The organism is Planctomycetia bacterium, assembly GCA_015075745.1.
In the GTDB taxonomy this organism is placed as follows: Bacteria; Planctomycetota; Phycisphaerae; order UBA1845; family UTPLA1; genus UTPLA1.
Window position 1 is genome coordinate 3,156,563 of sequence record JABTTW010000001.1, and the last position, 19,958, is coordinate 3,176,520.

Here is a 19,958-nt window from a genome sequence, read left to right on the forward strand (position 1 = left end):
CGCGAGCGGGGTAAGCGACAAAATGATCGGGGAAGTCGTATTACTTCGTGAACGACAGATTCGGCATCCACGACTTGCGAATTTTCGGCGCCTCGACGCCGCAGATCTTCGCGGCGATCTCCAGCACGCTCTTCCGCACCGGGCTCTTGTCCGACACCGGCTCGCCAATGTCACCGGCGGCCAGAAGGGCCTTGTAATTGTTGGGGATGACGCCGATCGTCTTCTTGCCCACCCGCTCTTCCAGCGCTTCGATGGAAAGGGAGTGGACGCCCTTGCAATAGCGGTTGACCACGAAGTCGATGGAGTCCGCGGGCAGGCCGAATTTCATCAGCGAATCGCTGAGCCGCCCCGCGTTATAGACGGCGTTGGCCGTCATCTCCACGACCACGATCAGTTTCTTCGACGCCTGAATCGCCGCGCCGCAGATTTCGTCCAGCTTGCGCGGCAGGTCCATGACGAGGTAGGGGTACATCGAGCGCGTCGCCTCGATGATCTTCGTGGCGTGGCCTTCGTTGAGCAGGTGAGCCTGCTCGATCTGCATCGGCCGGGCAAGCACGGCGACACCGGACGGAAGATCGACGATGGCGTCTTCCAGGAGCAGGCGGTCGATGGACCCCGATTGAACGACGTCCGCGATGGTGCACTTGGGCTGAAAGTCCCACGACCGTGCGACCGTGCCGAATTCGAGATCGAAGTCGATGATCGCCGTCGGCGATTTCGTCAGCTCGGCGATCGCCATGGTCAGGTAACAGGCGAACGTCGTGGAGCCCACGCCGCCGCCCGAGCCGACCACGCAGATCGACTTGCCGAGCATCTTCAGATCTTCGGAGTGGTTAATCGCTCTCTTGATGGCGACGCGAAGGTCCTCGGCGTTCAGCGGCTTCCCGGCAAGCTGCCGGCATCCCGCCCGCTGGGACATGATGATCTTCTGAACGTCCTGACTGCCGGTCACGCCGACGACGGCGATGTCCGACTTGATCTCCAGCGCTTCGATGATCGTATCCAGCGCCTCATCCTGATCCAGGTCGATCAGCAGGATGGTGACCTGCTCCATGGCGATGATCGTGCGCAGCTCATCGCGCGACGACGTCGACCCCACGATCTGAAAATCCGTGAGTTCAGACACGACCGGATCGTCGATTCCATGAACACAAATCCGATTACGGGCCACCCAAGCTCTCCTGGTTCATCAGGGTTGTCGCAAACGAGGCGTCGTCGCAAGCCGTCGGGTCGACTCGCAATTCCATCCCCCCAATCGGCGCGCGCCGGGGGCGACTTGCGTCCTGAAACCGTCGGCGTCCAATAACTTCGCCTCCCGCCAAAGGCCGCGTCCGCGGGGCCAATCAATTCTTATGGGTCGAATCAGCCTGACCGATAGACGCCACGGAACCGTGATTAGGGGCGTTGTTTATGCGCGAACCAATTGAAGTATTAAAACCAGTTTCGCAGGGCGAGTGGGACAAGTTCGTCAAACAGACGGAGTCCGACCATCTCCATCACGACGCGAGGCGGAAAAGCCCGCGCAAACCGATTGAGTGCTTCGAAGACATTCAGCTAAAAATTTACGGCAGCGACGATGTCACGAGTCGGCTTGTGAAGATCACGGAGATCTCCGCGGGCGGTGTGACCTGCTGGACCGGAGAAGAAGTGCCGGAAGGCGCCAGGGTCCAGTTCGTTTTCCCCGGCGAGTTTCGGCACTGGCAGTTCAGAGGACGAATTATCCACTGCACCCAGACCATTGGTGGCTTCAAGGTAGGTATTCGAATCGAGTTCTCTCAATGAGCATCGAAGTGGGGCGTCGAGAGAGCGGCGCTGGGGCACGTCCGAGGGCTCATTAAGAAGGTGAAATGCATGTTGGCTGTAAAGTTCATTCTTTCGGGCGTATGTGCTCTGTCCTGTCAGGACCCCGGCCGCATGTTGGCGACGGCCCTGGCAGTGCCATCCGCGCGACCGGCTGAGCGCGATTGCCCCAGCGAGCCCGGATTCGACGCCAACACGGTCGTGGAGAACATGCTCGCCTCGATCAACCCCGATTGCGAATTACTGCCGGACATGACGACGGTGTCGTCGAAACCGACTCAGCAGCCCGCACCGGCGCCGGTCGTGTCCCGCGTCGTCGCGTCGAATCGCCCGATCCGGCTTGAACTGATGACGCCCGTGTCGGGGGGAGTTGCCGATTCAGAGGACGAAATCCTGACGCTCGGCATGACCGACGACCGGGCGGATTCCGACACCGATCACGAGACCGCTGACGAGCCGACCGGACAGATGCAGATGATCGGTTCCGGTCCTCCTGAGCGCGATACAGAGAACGAGCAATCCGACAGCGAGGAAATGAAGCCCGTCGAACAGACGGACGCGACCGCGTCTGACGAAGTCTCCGATGCCCCGGCAACGCCTGCCGTCTCCACACCGCGCATGCCGCGTGCCCGAATCAAGGAATTCGGCGGACAGGGTTCAGGCGGCATGACCGATTTCGGCAGCGCTCTGCTGGCAGGCGGCGAGCCCATCAAGATGCAGCCGGTTACCGATGGGAATGGCGAGCAGGGCGCAAGTCCCAGGACCGGCCAGATGGTCGAGGTTTCCGATTCGCCGGCCATCGGCGTTCTGGATCTCAGCCCCCAGGCGCCGTCCAAGCTCCTTCGACTTCAATTGAACGAGTCTCTGGTCATCAAGTCCCGCATTCGACTCGATCGCGTCGAAGTGCCGGACCCGACCATCGTCGATGTCAGCGTCACGTCTCCCCAGGAGTTGACGATCATCGGCAAGGCGATCGGCTCCACGCAGTTTACGATCATGGGCGAGGGCCAGATTCAGAACTGCACCGTGATGGTGGGCCCCAACTACAAGCCGCTTCAGAATCTCATTCAGGCGGTCTCGCCTCAGTCTTCCGTTCGCGTCGACGGCCTCAACGGGACCATCGTCCTTTCCGGCCGGGCTCCCGACGCCGATACCGCTCGCAAAATCGAGGAGATGGCGAAGGTCTTCCAGGGCGGCGATGTGCTCAATCACATTTGGGTATCCGGCGTTCAGCAGACCATGCTCCGCGTCACCGTGGCGGAAGTGAACAAGGAAGCCTTGCGATCGCTCGGCATCAACTGGGCCGTCGGCGGATCGAAACTGTCGCGCGACTTCTTCCTCGCCAACAACATCGGCCAGCTCAATCCGACGAACTTCGGCAGCAATGGCCTGCCCGACGTGACCACCGGACAGATGACATATGCCGTAAACCCCGTCGGAACCAGCCCGCTGACCAACGTCACCTTTGGCTTTCCCCGGGCGGAGCTTCAGTTCTTCGTGAACGCGCTGCGCGAGAACTCGCTGGCCCGCACCCTGGCGGAGCCGACACTGGTCGCCATCTCCGGCCAGACGGCCTCGTTCCTGGCGGGCGGCGAAGTGCCGATCCCCGTGACCCAGGGTGGTGCGGTCGCCGGTGCGATCACCATCGAATACAAGGAGTTCGGCGTTCGCCTCGCCTTCACGCCGACCATCCTCGGCAACCAGCTCATGCGCCTGCACGTGATGTCGGAAGTCAGCGACGCCGTTGAGACTTCCCGCGTCGTCGGAACCCTGCCGCTCTTCACGTTCACGACCCGTCGCGTGGAAACGACCGTCGAGTGCGGCAACGGCCAGTCGTTCGCCATTGCAGGCCTGCTCAGTGACAACGTAAGGGCCATCTCATCCAAGATACCCGGCGTCGGCGATATCCCGGTCATCGGGGCCCTCTTCAGCTCCGTCGAATATCGCAACGACAAGACCGAACTCGTCGTGCTCGTCACGCCTGAACTGGTCGAGGCCATCGATCCGCAGCAGGTCGTCACGCCGCCCGGGGCCGACATGAGACAGCCCGATGACTTTGAGCTGTTTGGTCTGGGCCTGCTCGAAGGCCGCACCGCGAAGGCAGCGGTGGGGGAGACGGATTCCGAAGAACCGACAGCCGGTGAGACCGCTGCGAAGGTGAAGGAACAGTCGCTCGCCGAGCTGCCGCTTTACGGTCCCTGGGGCAGCGAAGAGTCAACCGTTGAATATGCGAACTAGATCGGGGAATCAGAATCATCATGGACGGATCCAAAAAGTCGCTGGAAGATTTCGATCTCTCGGTTGAATCGCCGGACACCACGGTGGTCGGCATCGTGGAGCCGCCCCCGCCCAAGCTTCCGGAGGCGCTGGTCGAAGCGCTGAGTGGTTACCGCGTCATCCGAAAGATCAGCGAGCACCCGGGCAGCATCGTCTTCAAGGCCGAAGACCAGGATGCCGGCAAGCTCGTGATCGTGAAAGTGGTCGACGGTAATCCCGACCGGGCCGCGGAGTTTCCCATCTCCCGCAAGCTCGACATCGAACGCCTAAAGCACATGCGGCACCCGTGTCTTGCGTCCATCGTCGATGTCGGGACCACCAGTGACGGCCAGCACTTCTTCGTCTCGGAGGCCATTCGCGGACAGGCGATGCTGGAATTCGCCAAGACCCACCACCTGTCGGTCGAGGAGCGAATCAAGCTCTTTGTGAAGGTGTGCAGCGCGGTCGAGCGACTACATCAAAACGGCATTGTCCATCGCGATTTGCGGCCGTCGAACATTCTCATCGGGGCGCGAGGCGAACCCCGCCTGACCGGCGTCGGCGTTGCCTCATTGACGGACTTTGACCTCGGATTCCCCATGGGCCAGGTCTCGCCGCGCGAATCTCGCATTTTCTACACCTATCGAAGCCCTGAACAGGTGCGCGGCGTCGGCCTCGACGTCGATACGCGCAGCGATGTATATGTCCTGGGCGTTCTACTGTTCGAATTGCTCACGAATCAACCGCCCTACGATGTCGAAGTCGAGGGCAACAGTGAAATATTCAAAGTGATATCCGAGGTCGTCCCCGAATGCGGCGAACTGGAATCCGCCAAGTGGCCTCGCGGGGTCAAGTCGGTGCTGATGAAGGCGCTGGAGAAGGTGCCGGATAAGCGCTATCAAAGCGTCGGAGCGATGATTCTCGATCTGACCCACGCGATCGGTGACCGCTCGGGCGGCATTCGCGTGGGCGCCGGCCAGTCAGGCGTCGCGCCGATCGTCCTTCTGGCCGCTGCGATGTTCATGCTGGCGGTCGGCGCATTTGCCGCGGGCGCACTGCTGTCACCGGGCGTGCGTGAGATGCTACCTGCGAAAGTCCAGGCGATGATCCCGCCCGCGACTACCGTCGCACCGACCCTGCCGCCCGTGCGAATTGCCAATCCGGTATCGGAAGAGCTCAAGAAGCGCGCCGCCGAACTCGAGGCCGCGCAACTTGTCGCCGCCGAGCAGCGTGACCTTGCCATCCGCAAGAGGGACGCCGAGAAGAAGCGCCGCCTTGCCGTCGAGGAGGAAAGCCAGCGGCTGGCCGCCACGATCGGCAAGCTGCAGAGCGAAATCGGCCAACTGAGCGAGAAGGTGACATCTGCACAGGCCAGCACCGATCAGGCCGCCGACATCTCCCGGTTCCTCGTCAACATCTTCGGCCTGCATGCCACGGACGAATTGAGTTTGCGATCGCCGTCCGCCATCGACCTGCTTGATGCCGCGAACAAAGAAGCCCTGCGCCGGTTTGCCAAGGATCCGAAATCGCTGGCGACGGTCCTGAGTCATCTTGGCGCCGCGTATGGCGGGCTTGGCGCTCACGGCAAGGGCGTGGAGCTGTTGCGGCGCGCTCTGGCGATTCGACAGAAAGAACTGGGCGACAATGACTCCGAGACCATCTCGCTGATGAATGATCTCGCGGCCCAGTTGTACAATCAGGGTGAACTGGCCGAGGGCGAGCCGATCTGCCGGCAACTGGTCGAGCTATCCTCGAAGTCCTTTGGCAATGAGGACGAGCGAACGCTCACCGCCGTAAACAATCTTGCCCAGATCGAGTACGGCCTCGGCAAGCTCGACGAGGCGGAGAAGAACTTCCGCCGGGCCATGAAGGGCCGCAAAAAGGTCTTTGGAGAAGGCGACGCCCGAACGGCGACGACCACCTACCAACTCGCGGTCGTCCTCTTTGAGCGCGGCAAGCTGGCGAAGGCGGAACCGTTCTTCCGCAAGGCGCTGAAGACCTTTGAAAAGACGCTCCCCTCCGGACACAGCCTGATCTCGACCGCGCGAAGCAGCCTCGGCGGGATCATGGTCTCTCTTGGCAGATTCGACGAAGCGGAACCGTTTCTGCTGAAGAGCTACGAACAGCTCAAGGCCACGGTCGGTCCCGACCATCCAACCAGCCGGGCGACCATCAACCGGATCATCTCCATGTACACGCTGTGGAATAAACCCGGTGAGGCGGCGAAGTGGCGAGAGCGGGTCGGCCGGGTGACCGTCAGCGGCCCGGAGTCGTGAGTCTCAAAGAACCAGCGCCGGGCTCAAATGGAGACGGCGCGGGCCTGATTCCCATTTCCTTCTATCATGAAAAAGGGAACCTCTGAAATAACAGAGGTTCCCTTTTCTTGATTACCAGTTAAATCGAGCGATCTGATGCCGGATTAAAGCATCCGTCGTCGGCGAATCAACATCGACGCGCCGAGGAGCGCCAACACCGCCGTTGCCGGCTCAGGTATCTCGATCATGAACGCGCCGTCAAGACCATTGGAAAGAGTACCCTCGAAAATAACCCACTGGCCATTGTCACTCATGGAAATGTTGGATTCGACGCCGGAGATGGCGCTCAGTGTGAAACCGTCGATCAAGGTCACGCCCTCTTGAACGATCAATTGATCGTTCCAGAAGATTCCGGTGTCTCGGGTGGTGTCGGGGTCGTTCCAGTCGCCCCACCAGATAACGTTGCCGCTGTCGTCGATGTTGATCGATCCGCTGCCGAAGCTGGTGAAGTTGAAGACGCCGCCGATCGAGGCGAGGCTCATGCCTTCGCGGGCGATGACATCGACGCCGTTGCGCACGATCAATGCATCGTCGGAAGTGCTGCCGTCCAGATCAGCAAGGGCGGCCCAGGCGCCGGAATTGTTCATGTCGATGGCGCCGGGTGCGGAGGTACCCCAGTTGCGGCCGCCGACTGGCGAAGGCTGACCTTCGCGCATCAGAATGTCGAAGCCGACCCCGTTGTATCGCGCGGTGATCGTGTCGTCCGTCGTCGCACCATCGATATCCGCGACGAACATGATGTGGCCGCTGTCGTTGAGCGCCATGTCGTGCGGGCCGGTCTGAAAATCGGTAATCGAGCGACCCGCGACCAGGGTCTGGTCACCTTCGCCGAGGATTCGCGTTTGTACGAAGGAGAACGGATTGACCGTGACAATGGCGCGATCGACGGAGCTGGTCACGTTGGGATCGTCGATGCTCGCCATGACCGCGACGAGATTGTTATTGTTGATCTTGGTCTCAAAGAAGCCAATGTACGGCGTATTCGGGCCAAAGCCGGCGGCCGTCGCGATGTCGCTCTCCTGGATGAGCAGATCGTTGTTGTAATACACGCCGGAATCGTTATTCGTGCCGCCGGTATTGGCCAGGAAGTGGTTGTAGCTCGTATTGCCGGAATTGTTGATGTTCGCCGAATCAAACGATGACAGCGTCGCTCCGGCCGGAGACACCATCGCCTGCCCCTGCTGGAGGAACAAAGCACCGGGAGTAAATCCCGTTGCACGAAGAATGACTCCGTCAATGGCCGTGTTCGGGTTGTTCGTGTCCGACTCCACCAGCCACTCGCCGGAATTGTTGACCGAGTGATTCTCGGAGGCCCCGAATCCGCTGCTGATGTTTCCAACACCCGCGACCACATCACCCTCTAGTACGATCGGGTGGATCTGAACAACCGGCGGCACGGCCCGTAGGGGTGTCAAGGCGAGAGTCGAAACAGCAATAAGTGTTACCAATGAGAAACGCATCTTTATCTCCTCCGAAACTTGCGGCGTCGCTGACCTGATCGCCATTCGGTGTCGCCTGGATTCCTCCACTGCGCACCGAAATTGGAATCCCTGTAATCGTGAGTTCCGGGAATCCCCGAACTTCAAGATTGTTAACGATATCCTAACGATTCATCGCAGAGAATACAACCTTCGTGGCTGCAGTATCTTCCAACTATTTTGCTATTGCACGAGGTAGTCGCTGACTTCCTGTAACCTCTGCCACATAAGGGCTTATGGCACGACCGCATCGGTAAACGGCTGGACATCCAGCCCGTCGAGTTTGCCGTCGAGGTTCATATCCGTCTCACAACTGCCTGTCCCGGCCAGTATTTCCGCCACGAACGGGCCGACATCCGCGAAGTCCACGGCCCCATCGTGATTCACGTCACCGGGCCCGCAATGGACGCCATTGAGCGTCACCACCTGATCGCAGGTATTGCCCCCCAGGTCGGTGACGCGCACCGTGGCCCTTCCGCACCCCTGCGGATTGACGAGGCTCACTTCATAGATGACGAGCCTGGCCCCGGGCGTAAACGGATCGACATTCAGGGCAACGTTGCAGGCGTCGTCCAGCAGCTCGATGGAGGCGATGCCGAAGCCGAGCGCCTCGTTGTCCGTCGCCTCGCCCTGGAATCGCTCGGCAAACGAAAGCGACTCAATCGTCAGCGACCAACTGTCGAATGAACCGATGTTGAAATTGGCATCGTCAGCAGCCTGCAGCGAATAGGATCCCGCGGCCGGCCCGCCGTCCAGATTAAAGAGGATCGGTCCGCCCTGCGGCTGGAACCGCCCCGTGAATGGCGCCGCGCCCGAGCTGTCCGGGATCACCATCGCCGCTTCGTCGTCCAGGGTCGTGTTGATGAAATCGTTGCCGGTCGAGCCGATGTCGCCGAACAGCGGCAGAAACGCCGGTGACGTCAGTGCCAGTTCGATGTCATCGTCGAACGGATGGGTGATATTGATGGTCACGTCGACGTCGCTGATCACCGCCAGGTCAGGCACGATAATCGTCGAAACCACGCCGCCGGGGTTGTTGTCCGGAATCCCCTGCGGCAGGTCGGTGCTGCGATAGCGCTTCGTCTTGCTCACGAATCCCGTGCAGGCCGGTTCCACCTGGTCGAGATGGACCAGAATGTGTCGCCGATAGCCCACGGCATCCGTCACGCGAACATATCCCCGGCCGTTCTGGGCGGGGTTGACAAGATCAACGGCGAAGTCCACCGAGCCCGCTCCTCCCGGCGGATTGGGATTGACGCTCACCAGAGTCAGGTTCGTGGAGTAGGGGAGCAATTCGACCGAGACAATGCCCGAATCGCCCGGCTGGCTGTCGGTGGCCGAGCCTTCAAACTGCTGCGTCATGGGATTGACCGCCCCCGTAACAATCGGAAGGGTCTGATCCGACAACGCGGCGGACAGGGTAATCGGGACGACCGTCATATTTCCGACGCAGTCGGTGATCACCACCGTTCCATTGCCGGGCTGGGTCTGATTGACCAGTGAAACGGCGTAGTCAACTTCGCTGTCACCCGGCGTGAAAGTCGCGGCCAGGTTCAGGTTGGTTGAGCCGATGCCCAGCGTCACCGAGCAAATCCCCGACTGCGGGTATTCATCCTTCGCCTTGCCCACGTAGCGCTCCGCAGCGCCTGGCGACTTGATAGTTGCCTTCCATCGCCGGAAGACCGACTTGCGACTGCCGGCCCCCTGAAGTCGCCAGTCCGAGACGTACATGTCCCACTGTCCGGCGGAGTCCAGTCCTTCCAGGGCGAACATCATGTTGTCCCGGTAATCGCTGGTGATGCCTTCGCCGACAAACTCCCCGCGTCCGTCGGGCTGATGCAGGCCCAGGAACTCGATCGTTCCGAGCGCCGGCTCCTCATGAGCATCGTCGGCGGCCGGCGCGTCGTCATCGAGCGTGATCTCGATATTGTCCTTCACCAGTCCGATGCCGCCGCGCTCGTCCATGCTGACGCGATTGAGCAGGGAGGCGAATTGACCGCCGTGGGTGAGAGTCGAGGCAATCTGCCCGATCTCCAGCGAATCGACGGTGAGGTCAACCTCCACCTCGCCGACTTTCACGGAGTCCGGCAGCGTAACGGACGAGACGACACCCGCCGGGACGGCGGACGGCACGTTTTGCTGCACCTCGCGGGCCAGTTCGATATTGCGACTCACATTGCCCGTATTGGACGGCCCGGTCTCGTCCGAAAGCCCGCTCAGCGAAATGGGTTGCTCGCAGGTATTGTCAGACGTATCCGTGATGATGACCGTGCCCGATCCATTCATTGCCGGATTCACCAGTCGAACGGCGTACTCGATGGTCAGGTCCCCCGGTACAAACGTCGGATCGACCTCCAGTACCACGTTGGTAGCGCCGGTCAGAACAATCGAAGTGATGCCGCCGTCGACGCCCATGGTGTCGGAGGCGCTGCCCTCGAAATACTCCGGCGAGGGGATATCACCCTTCACATCCAGCGACCACCTCACGAGCCGGGCCCCGCCGCTCGCCGTGCTGCTGCTTCCGGAGTCGTCGCGAACGTTCAGCGTCCAATTGCCCATGGCGTTTTGCCCGTTGAACACCGCCATGCCGCCGGCGCCCTCCGGCAACCATGTGCCGGTATAAGGTGCGTCGCTGCTCAACAGCGACATGAGCGATGTGGCGTTGTCATCAAAAGTGGCGTTGGTGATGTCGAAGCCGGAACTCGTACCGCCGCGATCCGTCACGACTTCAAGGACCGTGCCCTCGGGGCTGCGTAGAAAGATGTCGATGTCCAGCGGGTAAATCGTCTCGATCGTCACCGTCACGTTCAGATCGTCGATGGTGATCGAATCCGGGATATTGATGATCCCGTCGATCCCCGGGCCGGTCGGCTGGTTATCGGGGATGTGCTTCGGGCCGTGCGTGCTGCGATACGTGCGTCGCGGGTCAGGCGAGGCCAGGCCCGAACAGATCGGGGAGGAAGCGTCAATCTGCACGAACTGGCACGTCGTGTTCCCGGCGCAATCGGTGACGATGATCTTACCCAATCCGCTGAGCGACGGATTCACCAGCTCGATGGTAAATGACACGGTCGGATCGCCGTTGGAGAAGCTCGCGTCAATCGACAGGTTCGTCGAATCAGCCGACAGGCTCAGGTTACAGATTCCGCTGTCGCCCGGGGCATCGTCGGACGCGACGACCGCGAGTGTGTCATTGCCAAAATCCGGCGTGATGCTGTCGATGACCGGATCGGTGCCCTCCGACAGGCTCGGTGGGGCGTCGTCCCTGAAGATCGCCAGTTCATAGGTCTTGCCCGGTCCGAAGTCGTTCGCCCCGCCGCCCGAAACGGCGATAGTGTAGGTGCCGGTCTTGGGCGCTTCGAAGGCGCAGACTTCGGCGGGATAGTCGGGAAGCTGACCCGCGCCGACCGTGTTCGGGTCGTCCACGTCGCTGATGAGCACGTCGCCGTCTGGATCGCGGACCGCCAGTGCGCCGTCGAGCGCCTGCGCGTCGTCGTTTTCGTCGCCGGCGCTGTCGCGCTCAGGATCGCCGTCCAGTGCGATGAACACACGCTGCCCTTGGACGGCCGAAAAGGTGAAGTGATCCACGTCGCCCGATGCGCTGATCGCGCCCGAGTAATACTCCTTGGCGCTCCCGTCCGCCGCCGGCGGCGTATCATTCGGCTCGCACTCCGGCGAAGGCAGCCTCCCGGCGGGCTCGATGCCGAAGTGCAGCGCATACCTTGCGATGGTGTTCGTCGATCCATCGTTACTCGTCTGGATGAAATAGGTTCCCGTCGTCGTCAGCGGGACGCCCGCCACCGCCGCGGAAAAAGCCGAACTTCGCTGGAAGAGCGTCGGAATCGGCGAGACCGCGCCTTCACCGTCGTCGTCGTCCAGCTCAATCATCGTGGCGCCGTTTGGCGCAAAGACGCGCAGCTCTGTGTCGATGCCGGACAGAAGCACGTTGCCGTTGTCGCAGAATGCATACAGCTTGCTGCCGCCCGTCGCCGTGAGCGAGTAATAGTCGATGTCGGCCGCGCCGGCGATCTGCCCGCCGTCTTGTGCGCCGACCGTTAACGGTGTCGCAAGTCCGGCGGTGTCATTCGGCTCAATCTCGCTCACGCCGTAACCGGTTGCACGATCAATGATCAGGGCATACCGGGCATTCGGCGTCGACGCCGTCGCAGCGTCCACCACGATGTAATAGGTCTTGTCGAAGTCCAGCGAAACGACGATCGCCTCGGCCTGGTTGGAGGTCGCCGAGCCGTGACTCGCGGCCCCGAAGCAGCCCAGCGGGTAAAACGGCGGACATGAGTCGACAATGTAGGCATATCCATTCCAGGCGGTGCCCGCCGGAATCAGATTCACCATGTACTCACCCGCGTCCGACGGATTCGGCCCGGTGGTAAAGGCGTAAACGTGATCGACACCGGCCGTCGCGAGGCCGATGGAACTGCCCACGTCGCAGCGGCCGGTCCCTTCAACGAACGAAACGTCATCAGTGGCGCCGGTCAGCGTCCCGACCTGCACATGAGGAAATGTCACCCCGGCGATGATGCCCGTGCTCACGCAGTTCTCCCTTGAACCGCTCGGCGCCGCCGCCACCATCAGCATGAACTCGTATTGATTGAGCCGCGCGTCAGCAAAAACGCTGTCGACGATGATCTCGTATTCCGTGCCGCTCGTCAGCGTGGCGATCACGGTTTCAGGTTGATAGCGCGGATTCGCGTCGGCCCCGCCGATGAACGTGCCGCTCAGCTTCTCACGGATGTAAACACAGAGGTCCGGGACCGGTACGGTGCCGCCCGTGCTTCCATACACAGGCACCTGGTCCCACGGAACCATCATCACCCAGTAAGAGCCCGTCACGCTGGGCGTGAAGCTGTAGAAGACATCCGGCCCCGGTACCGAGGCGAGCCCGCCGATGGTCGTGGCGTTGATGTCGTTGGTCCCAAGGACGTTGGAGCCGAACGCAATGACCGGCGCCGCCCCCAGGACTTCCGCCGTGGCCGACGTGTCGTTGGCCGGCGGCGGATAAGCGGCGTCGGCTCCGGATACCACCACCAAGAGGCAAAGGATCTTTGCGACGCCAATCCGAAGCAGACGGTGCGCCGGGGTTCGGTCAGACTTCGACATGGAAATGCTCCTTGGCGACTCCACAGAGTCGACTTCTCCCCCTGAATGAAATTTTGGCTGCGGGATGGAATTCTTCTTCCCCCCGCCATTGTTAACGTTATAGTAAAGATACTCGTTTCGGCTTAAAGACTCAAGCCGAAAGTGATAGGCAATAAAAGGTCGGATGGTTCTCCGTCCCGGGGGCTACCGGACGGACCTCTTTGAGCGGTCCGTCTTCGTTCATGTGCACTCTCAAAAACTAACTGACTGCGCGGCAAGCGGAGGTCGTCTCGTGAAGCACCATTTCAAGATTGTCTCGGCGCTCGTTCTGGCCACGTTCTCGGCGGGGTCCCTGGTATGGGCTGTCGATCAGCCAGCCGCGACGCCCACCGCCGCCGCTCCGGCCCTGTTCATGTATCAGGGAGACGAGAAACTCTCCCTCGTCGAGTCGCTGGACACCTTCGTCGTCAAGCCGAAGCCTTCAACGAGGCGAGCCTCAGGCGATCGGCCCGCCGCCTTTCCGGCCCTGGCCCGGCCCGCCGACCTGCCGGAATCCGTTTCGCGCCTGGAGGACCGCCTGCTGCAGCGCGATCTGCATCTGGTCCGCGGTGTCACACGCGCGGCAGTGGAGCAATTGCCCGACACCGAGTACGCCCTGCCCGTGCTGTATCGCGTCGGCAGCGACGTTCCGATTTACCCCACACTTCGAATCGTCACGACGATCGTCTCCGCCGATGCCGAGAAGGCCCTGAGCGATTTCGCCGACGCCGCCGGTTGCACCGTGGCCAAAGCCCCGCGCGGAGAGAACAGGTTTTATCTTCGCATCAATGTCCCGAACGTGGAGACGCTCTTCCGAGTCGCCAATTCGCTCCATGAGCGAAAGGACCTCGCCCAGTACGCCCACCCGGATTTCTTCCTGCCCATGGTTGCCTACGCGCCCCCGGTCATCAACGACCCGCTCTATCACTCGATGCAGTGGCACCTCGACGGCGACACCAGCAAAGGCGCGCAGCCCAACTCCGATATCAACGTCGAAGCCGCATGGGATGATTCCAACGGGCCCAACGCCCAGGGACAGTCAATCGTCCGCGTCTCCATTCTTGATGAGTGCGTCGAAAAGCTGCACCCCGACCTGTTCCCCAATTGGGCCGCCGGCATCGACCTTGACAACATTCCGCCCGATGACGATCCCAGTCCCGACGGCGGTCAGCGCCACGGCACCTCGTGCGCCGGCGTCGCAGTCGCAAAGGGCAACAACATCGGCGTACGCGGCGCATGCCCGAATTGCGGGCTCATCGGCGTCAAGTTCTTCGGCGCGACCGTCGCCGAAATCGCCGAGGGGTTTTATTTCTCCGTGGACCCGGACGACAACGGAGACCACAGCGACGGCGCGGCCATCCTGAGCAACAGTTGGGGGTTCGGCGACGGCGTCTTTGCCCCCGCCGATACCGTCGCGGCGATCGGCTTTGCCGCCAACAGCGGCCGCAACGGCCTCGGCTGCATCGTCCTCTTCGCCTCTGCAAACAGCGACCACACCGTCAACGGCGTTTCCGCGCTGGCCCAGCTTTCCACGACCATGGCCGTCGGCGGCACCAACAGCAACGCCACCCACACCGAGTTCAGCGACATCGGCCCCGAAGTCGGCATCACCACGCCCACCAACGATCGCGGAGATGACGGCGTTCGCTTCGGCTGGATCGATATCACCACCGTCGATAACACCGGCAGCAGCGGCTACAACGGCATCCCCTCCGAGCCCGATTACACCAACGCCTTCGGCGGAACCAGTTCCGCCACGCCCCTCGCCGCCGGCATCCTCGGCCTCATCATCTCCCAGGACCCGACGATGACCGCCGCACAGGCCCGGGCGATTCTTCAGCACAACGCCGTACGCATCGACGAGCCCTACGGTCGATTCGATCCGGTGACAGGGCATAGTCACCGCCTCGGCTTCGGCCGATCCGACGCGGGTCTCGCCGTCACCGCCGCCCACGCCGGTATCCGCTGGCCCGACCGCATCAAGACCCTGTCGGCCTCCGGCAGCGGCAACGACGTCCTCGTGACCTGGAATCCGCCCCCCAACGATTACGCCGCGGCCCTGGTCGTGCGCTCCGCCAAGCCGTTCAAGTGGATGCCCACCGATGGCGTCACATACTCCCTCGGCCAGGAAGTCACACCCGGCGTCACGGTCAAATACATTGGCGCCCCCGGCGTATATACCGACGTCGGCGCCACCAACGGCGCCTTTTTTTACGGCGCCTACCCCGTCAGCAGCCTGAATAGATACGGCTTCGGGGCACGAGCCCACATCATCCGAAACGGCGTGATCCTGCTGAACGACAACAGCGAAGGCGCCGACCCCGGCTGGACCCACGGCGGCATCAACGACGAATGGCAGCGCGGCACCCCGACCGCGGTCAACGTCTCTTTCAGTCAGGCCGTCGGCGGCAGCGGCCCCATGGCCGGCACCCGAGGCGTTCGCGCCATCGGCGGAAACAAGTGCTGGGGCACCGATCTGACCTACACTTACGATCCCGGAACCGATGCCTGGCTCCAGACGCCGCCGATCAATCTGACCGGCGTCACCTCACCGGTCATCCTCGAATACTACGACTGGTGCCTGCTCGAGACCTTCTACGACACCTGCACCCTGGAAATCGTCGACTTCAACGACAACATCATCGGCTACCTCGACCCCGACACCGGCGGTGACTACGACTGGACCCAGCGCTCCTACGACCTGTCCCCCTTTGCCGGCCAGGTTATCAAGGTCCGCTGGCATATCGTCAGCGACGGCATCTATCAGCGCGACGGCTGGTTTATCGACGAGGTGAAGATCACAGTCGCCGAGCAGGTCAACCTGCCGCCGGTCGCCAAGAATAAGTCGGCCTCATCGCCAGCGAACATGACCACCGCGATCGGGCTCGTCGCCCTCGATCCGAATCCCGGAAACACGATGAGCTTTGTCATCACCTCGTTGCCGGCGCACGGCCAGCTCGTCGATCCGTTCGCCGCGGCGATCAACTCCGTCCCCTACACCCTGGCGAGCAATCAGAACTTCGTGCATTACACCCCGGCGATGGACTACCAGGGGCCGGATTCGTTCACCTGGGAGGCTAACGACGGCTCGCTCGCCTCGAACACCGCCAACGTGAAGCTCACCATCGGCACCCCGGTGATGATTCAGAATCATCCGCTCGATACCGATCCCGGTTGGGCGCGGGAAGGCGGCTGGCAGTTCGGCCAACCCGGCGGGCAGGGGGGCGACCCCACCATCGGCTTCACCGGCCTCACCGTCTTCGGCTACAACCTCGCCGGCGCATACCCGGATAATCTCGCGGCGAATTACCTGACCATGTCGCCGCTGAACTGCACCGGCCTGTATGGCGTGACGCTTAAGTTCGCGCGTTGGCTCGGCGTGGAAAATGCCGCCTTCGACAAGGCCACGATTCAGGTCTCCACCGACGCCGTCAACTGGACGACGATCTTCACCAACCCGACCAGCGACTTGTTCGAGACCAGTTGGAGCCAGCAGTCCTACAACATCGGCGAAATCGCCGACAACCAGCCCTTCGTCCTGATTCGCTGGGGCATGGGCCCGACCGACACCAACACCACCGGCGCCGGATGGAACATCGACGACGTCTCCATCTGGGCGATCGGTACGCCCTCCGGCAACATGCCGCCCTTCGCCAACAACGTCTTTGCGACCACCGCCGTCAACAACCCCGTGAGCGTCACCCTGAACGCCACCGATGCGGATATGGATTTGCTCACCTACTCAATCGTCTCTCTGCCCGTTGGCGGCACGCTGTCCGACCCGAACGGCGGCGCGATCCTATCGGTTCCTTACGTGTTGCTCGGCGGTGGAAACGTCGTGAATTATTTGCCGAACATGGGCTTCGACGCCGGCGACTCGTTCATGTACCGCGCGACCGACGGCGACATCCCCTCAAATGCCGCCACCGCCGCCATCACGATCCTCAATCCCGCCGGATTCCCGTTCACCGATACCTTTGAGGCCGGTTCGCCCTTCAGCACCCACTGGATCGCAAGCCAGTCGAGCACCGGCCGCATCCTGGTGACCGGCGCCAACGGTCCGATCGGCGCCTATCACGTCACCATGGATTCGTCGTCCGGCTATTCGTCGAATGAACTGACCCTGGTCGCCGATCTCGCCGGCGCGTCAAACGTCCTCCTCCAGTACGACTGGAAGGAATTCGGCGACGAGTCGAATCTGCTGCCGCTCTCGTGGACCGGCTCTGCCGTAGGCGATGGCGTGGCCGTCAGCGAAGACGGCGTCACCTGGCACCGGATTGCCAACCTGACCGAAGGCACGTCGACCTACCAGACCGTCCTGATCGATCTGGACGCCGCCGTCGCCAGCGCGGGACTCACCTACAACCAGACCTTCCGCATTCGCTTCCAGCAGTACGACGACAATCCGATTCCGACCGACGGCATCGCCCTCGACAACATCATGCTCATCCAGGGCACCAGCGATCCGCTCATCGCCACGTCCTCACTGCCGATTGCCCCGCTCAATCAGCCCTATGCACCCTTGCAGCTTGCCGCCGTCGGCGGTGATCTGCCGCTGGCCTGGTCGATGATCGACAACTTCGGCGAGGACTCCCTCGGCGCCAACCAGTTCGCAACGGTCGGCACGCCGCGAGGCTGGCAGGCCGACGACGCCGCATTCGACTACACCCTGCCGTTCTCCTTCCCGTTCTACGGGCAGAACTACACGCAGGTGAAAATCGCCACTGACGGCTGGATCAACTTCGGCGCATACGTCGGCAGCACCTGGAACAACAGCACCACGCTCCTCCAGGCCAACAAGCGCATCGCCGTCATGTGGGACGACCTCAAGACCAACGTGCCGGGCGGTGACATCTTCATCGACGAAACCGTCGCCGGTCAGGTGACCATCCGCTGGCAGGGCGTCGTCCGCGCAGGCTCGATTCCCGCCAATTTCAGTTGCACCTTGATCGACGACGGCCGAATCGAGATGAACTACGGCAGCCAGAACACAGGCCTGACCTGCACCATCGGCGTCTCCGACGGTGTCAGCCGGTCCTTCCTCGCCTCCTATAACGCGCAGGCCGCCCTGACCAATGTCGATTCCATCGAGCTGCTGCTCTCTCGGCTTCCGATGGGAATGATGCTGTCGGCCGGCGGAATGATCTCCGGCACCCCGACCGAGACCGGCCTCTTCAAGCCGATCTTCCGCGTTCAGGACCAGTCCGCCCGAACCGACACGCGCAAGCTTCAATTGCTGGTGCCCGACCTGATATTCGGAGACTTTGATAACGATCAGGACGTGGACGCCGACGACTTCGAGCAGTTCAAGCTCTGTTACACCGGATCGGACAATGGCCCCGTCGCGCCGGGCTGCGAAGCGGGTGATGAATTAGGCGATGGCGACATCGACTGTCTCGATTGGCGTGCCTTCCGCGCAGCCTTCCAGAACAGCAGCGGCTACACACCGGCCATGGAGATAGACGATTTCGTCGCTGTGTTGACCGATGACATGGACGTGACCGACCTCGATCGGTGCCTCGCCGACACCAACGACGACGACATCAACGACGGAAGTGATATTCAGGGGCTGATCGATGCGCTCCTGAGCCAGTAGCGGGAAAATTCGACCGCAGCCGGAGATATATTCGCACAACGAAAAAGGGGGTAAAGGCCGCGGTCGGATTCGAACCGACGAATCACGGATTTGCAATCCGCTCCCTTGGTCCACTCGGGCACGCGGCCGATTGAGCTCGCCGGAGGATTCCGGCAAGACAGGCAATTATCGTCTGCATGAAGGATAGTCGTCAAGACGAGCCTCAGCCAAGGTCCGAATGTGCCGTACGATCGTGCGGTCAAGGGCTCATTCGTCGCGGTTTATCCCCCAAGCGGCTATTCTAAAGAGACGAATCATGGTCTCTCTCACCAACAGCATCAGCCCGCCACTACCCGGCGAATTCCTGCCCGTCTCGCGCACGCAGGCCGACGGCGGCCTGGTCAAGTTCTGCCAGCGCACCCCCGACGGCTACGAGATCGAATCCGTCATCATTCCCATGGGCGCTCGAGAAAAGACCTGGCGAACCCTCTGCGTCTCATCGCAGATCGGGTGCAAGCGGGGATGCACCTTTTGCCAAACCGCGCAAATGGGCCTCCTGCGAAATCTGACCGTCGATGAGATCCTCGGCCAGGTCCGCGCCGCTCGCAGCGCCTTCGGCGCAAACGTCCGCAACCTCGTCTTCATGGGCATGGGCGAGCCGATGGACAACCTCAACAACGTGATAGAGGTCATCAAAATCCTGCACGGCGATCACGCCAACCAAATTCCCCGCCGCCGCATCACCGTCTCGACGGTCGGCAAATGCGAGGGAATCCGCCGGCTCGCGGCCCTTCGCTGGCGCAGGCTCAATCTCGCCGTTTCGCTCAACGCCCCCAACGACGACATCCGCTCGCAGATCATGCCCATCAATCGCGTCGAGCCGATGGCCCAGCTCCGCGAGGCGATTGCCGCCTACCCCGTCCGCGCCGGCGGCCACGTTCTCATCGAATACGTGCTCATTCGCGGCGTCAACGACGAGCTCGATCACGCCCGCCAGCTCGCCGAGTATCTCCGCGGCCTGCACACCTGCGTCAATCTGATTCCCTACAATCCCCGTGATGATTCCCCCTACGAGCCGTCCGACGACGAAACCGTCTCCGCTTTCCAGCTTGCGCTCATGAACGCCGGACAACTCTGCTTCCGCCGCAACACAAAAGGCCAGGCCGCCATGGCCGCGTGCGGGCAGCTTGGCAATCTCGAATTACGTCGCCGTGGCCTGGCTCCGCAATCAATCTGACAAGCCGCCGCACACGGTGTTGATCCGCCATGGCAACCTCGCAAGAATAGTTCGAAATCGGCGGCTAAAACCCATCAACGGCGCGCTTTTCCTGGGAGGCGAATCATTAAAACACCCCACAACTCCGTTTCGCCAGTCTGTGGGCGATGGACCGCCGGCCC

Annotated in this window: 8 protein-coding genes and 1 tRNA gene; 5 read left to right on the forward strand and 4 right to left on the reverse strand. The window is 61.9% G+C overall.

Translation table 11 applies throughout. From position 1 onward, the window contains the following. Positions 1 to 40 precede the first annotated feature (40 nt). Positions 41 to 1,126, reverse strand: a complete 1,086-nt coding sequence (locus HS101_12460) for an AAA family ATPase (protein MBE7507076.1) — start codon at positions 1,124 to 1,126, stop codon at positions 41 to 43. A gap of 284 nt (positions 1,127 to 1,410) precedes the next feature. Between HS101_12460 and HS101_12465 the strand changes: the two genes are divergently transcribed. From HS101_12465 to HS101_12475, 3 genes are all read left to right on the forward strand, one after another. Then, a complete protein-coding gene (locus HS101_12465; GenBank protein MBE7507077.1) occupies positions 1,411 to 1,782 on the forward strand; it encodes a PilZ domain-containing protein in 372 nt (123 codons plus the stop codon). A gap of 69 nt (positions 1,783 to 1,851) precedes the next feature. After that, entirely contained in the window at positions 1,852 to 4,038 is a 2,187-nt protein-coding gene (locus HS101_12470; GenBank protein MBE7507078.1) for a pilus assembly protein N-terminal domain-containing protein, read from the forward strand. Positions 4,039 to 4,058: 20 nt separating this feature from the next. Beyond that, positions 4,059 to 6,332, forward strand: coding sequence for a tetratricopeptide repeat protein (locus tag HS101_12475; protein MBE7507079.1), 2,274 nt, complete (start codon positions 4,059 to 4,061; stop codon positions 6,330 to 6,332). Between the two features lie 143 nt (positions 6,333 to 6,475). On the opposite strand, the gene HS101_12480 is transcribed toward HS101_12475, so the two are convergent. Together HS101_12480 and HS101_12485 are read right to left on the reverse strand one after the other, a co-directional pair. Then, positions 6,476 to 7,786 carry a hypothetical protein gene (locus HS101_12480; protein ID MBE7507080.1) on the reverse strand — a complete coding sequence of 437 codons (1,311 nt, stop codon included), beginning with the start codon at positions 7,784 to 7,786 and terminating at the stop codon, positions 6,476 to 6,478. A 297-nt stretch (positions 7,787 to 8,083) separates the two neighbouring features. Further along, a complete protein-coding gene (locus tag HS101_12485; GenBank protein MBE7507081.1) occupies positions 8,084 to 12,967 on the reverse strand; it encodes a proprotein convertase P-domain-containing protein in 4,884 nt (1,627 codons plus the stop codon). Between the two features lie 271 nt (positions 12,968 to 13,238). Here HS101_12485 and HS101_12490 point away from each other — a divergent pair, with 271 nt between their 5' ends. Beyond that, positions 13,239 to 18,581, forward strand: a complete 5,343-nt coding sequence (locus tag HS101_12490) for a S8 family serine peptidase (protein MBE7507082.1) — start codon at positions 13,239 to 13,241, stop codon at positions 18,579 to 18,581. 54 nt (positions 18,582 to 18,635) lie between these two features. On the opposite strand, the gene HS101_12495 is transcribed toward HS101_12490, so the two are convergent. Continuing rightward, positions 18,636 to 18,709 (reverse strand) — tRNA-Cys (locus tag HS101_12495). A gap of 167 nt (positions 18,710 to 18,876) precedes the next feature. Between HS101_12495 and HS101_12500 the strand changes: the two genes are divergently transcribed. After that, positions 18,877 to 19,797 carry a 23S rRNA (adenine(2503)-C(2))-methyltransferase RlmN gene (locus HS101_12500; protein ID MBE7507083.1) on the forward strand — a complete coding sequence of 307 codons (921 nt, stop codon included), beginning with the start codon at positions 18,877 to 18,879 and terminating at the stop codon, positions 19,795 to 19,797. The last annotated feature ends 161 nt before the right edge of the window (positions 19,798 to 19,958 follow it).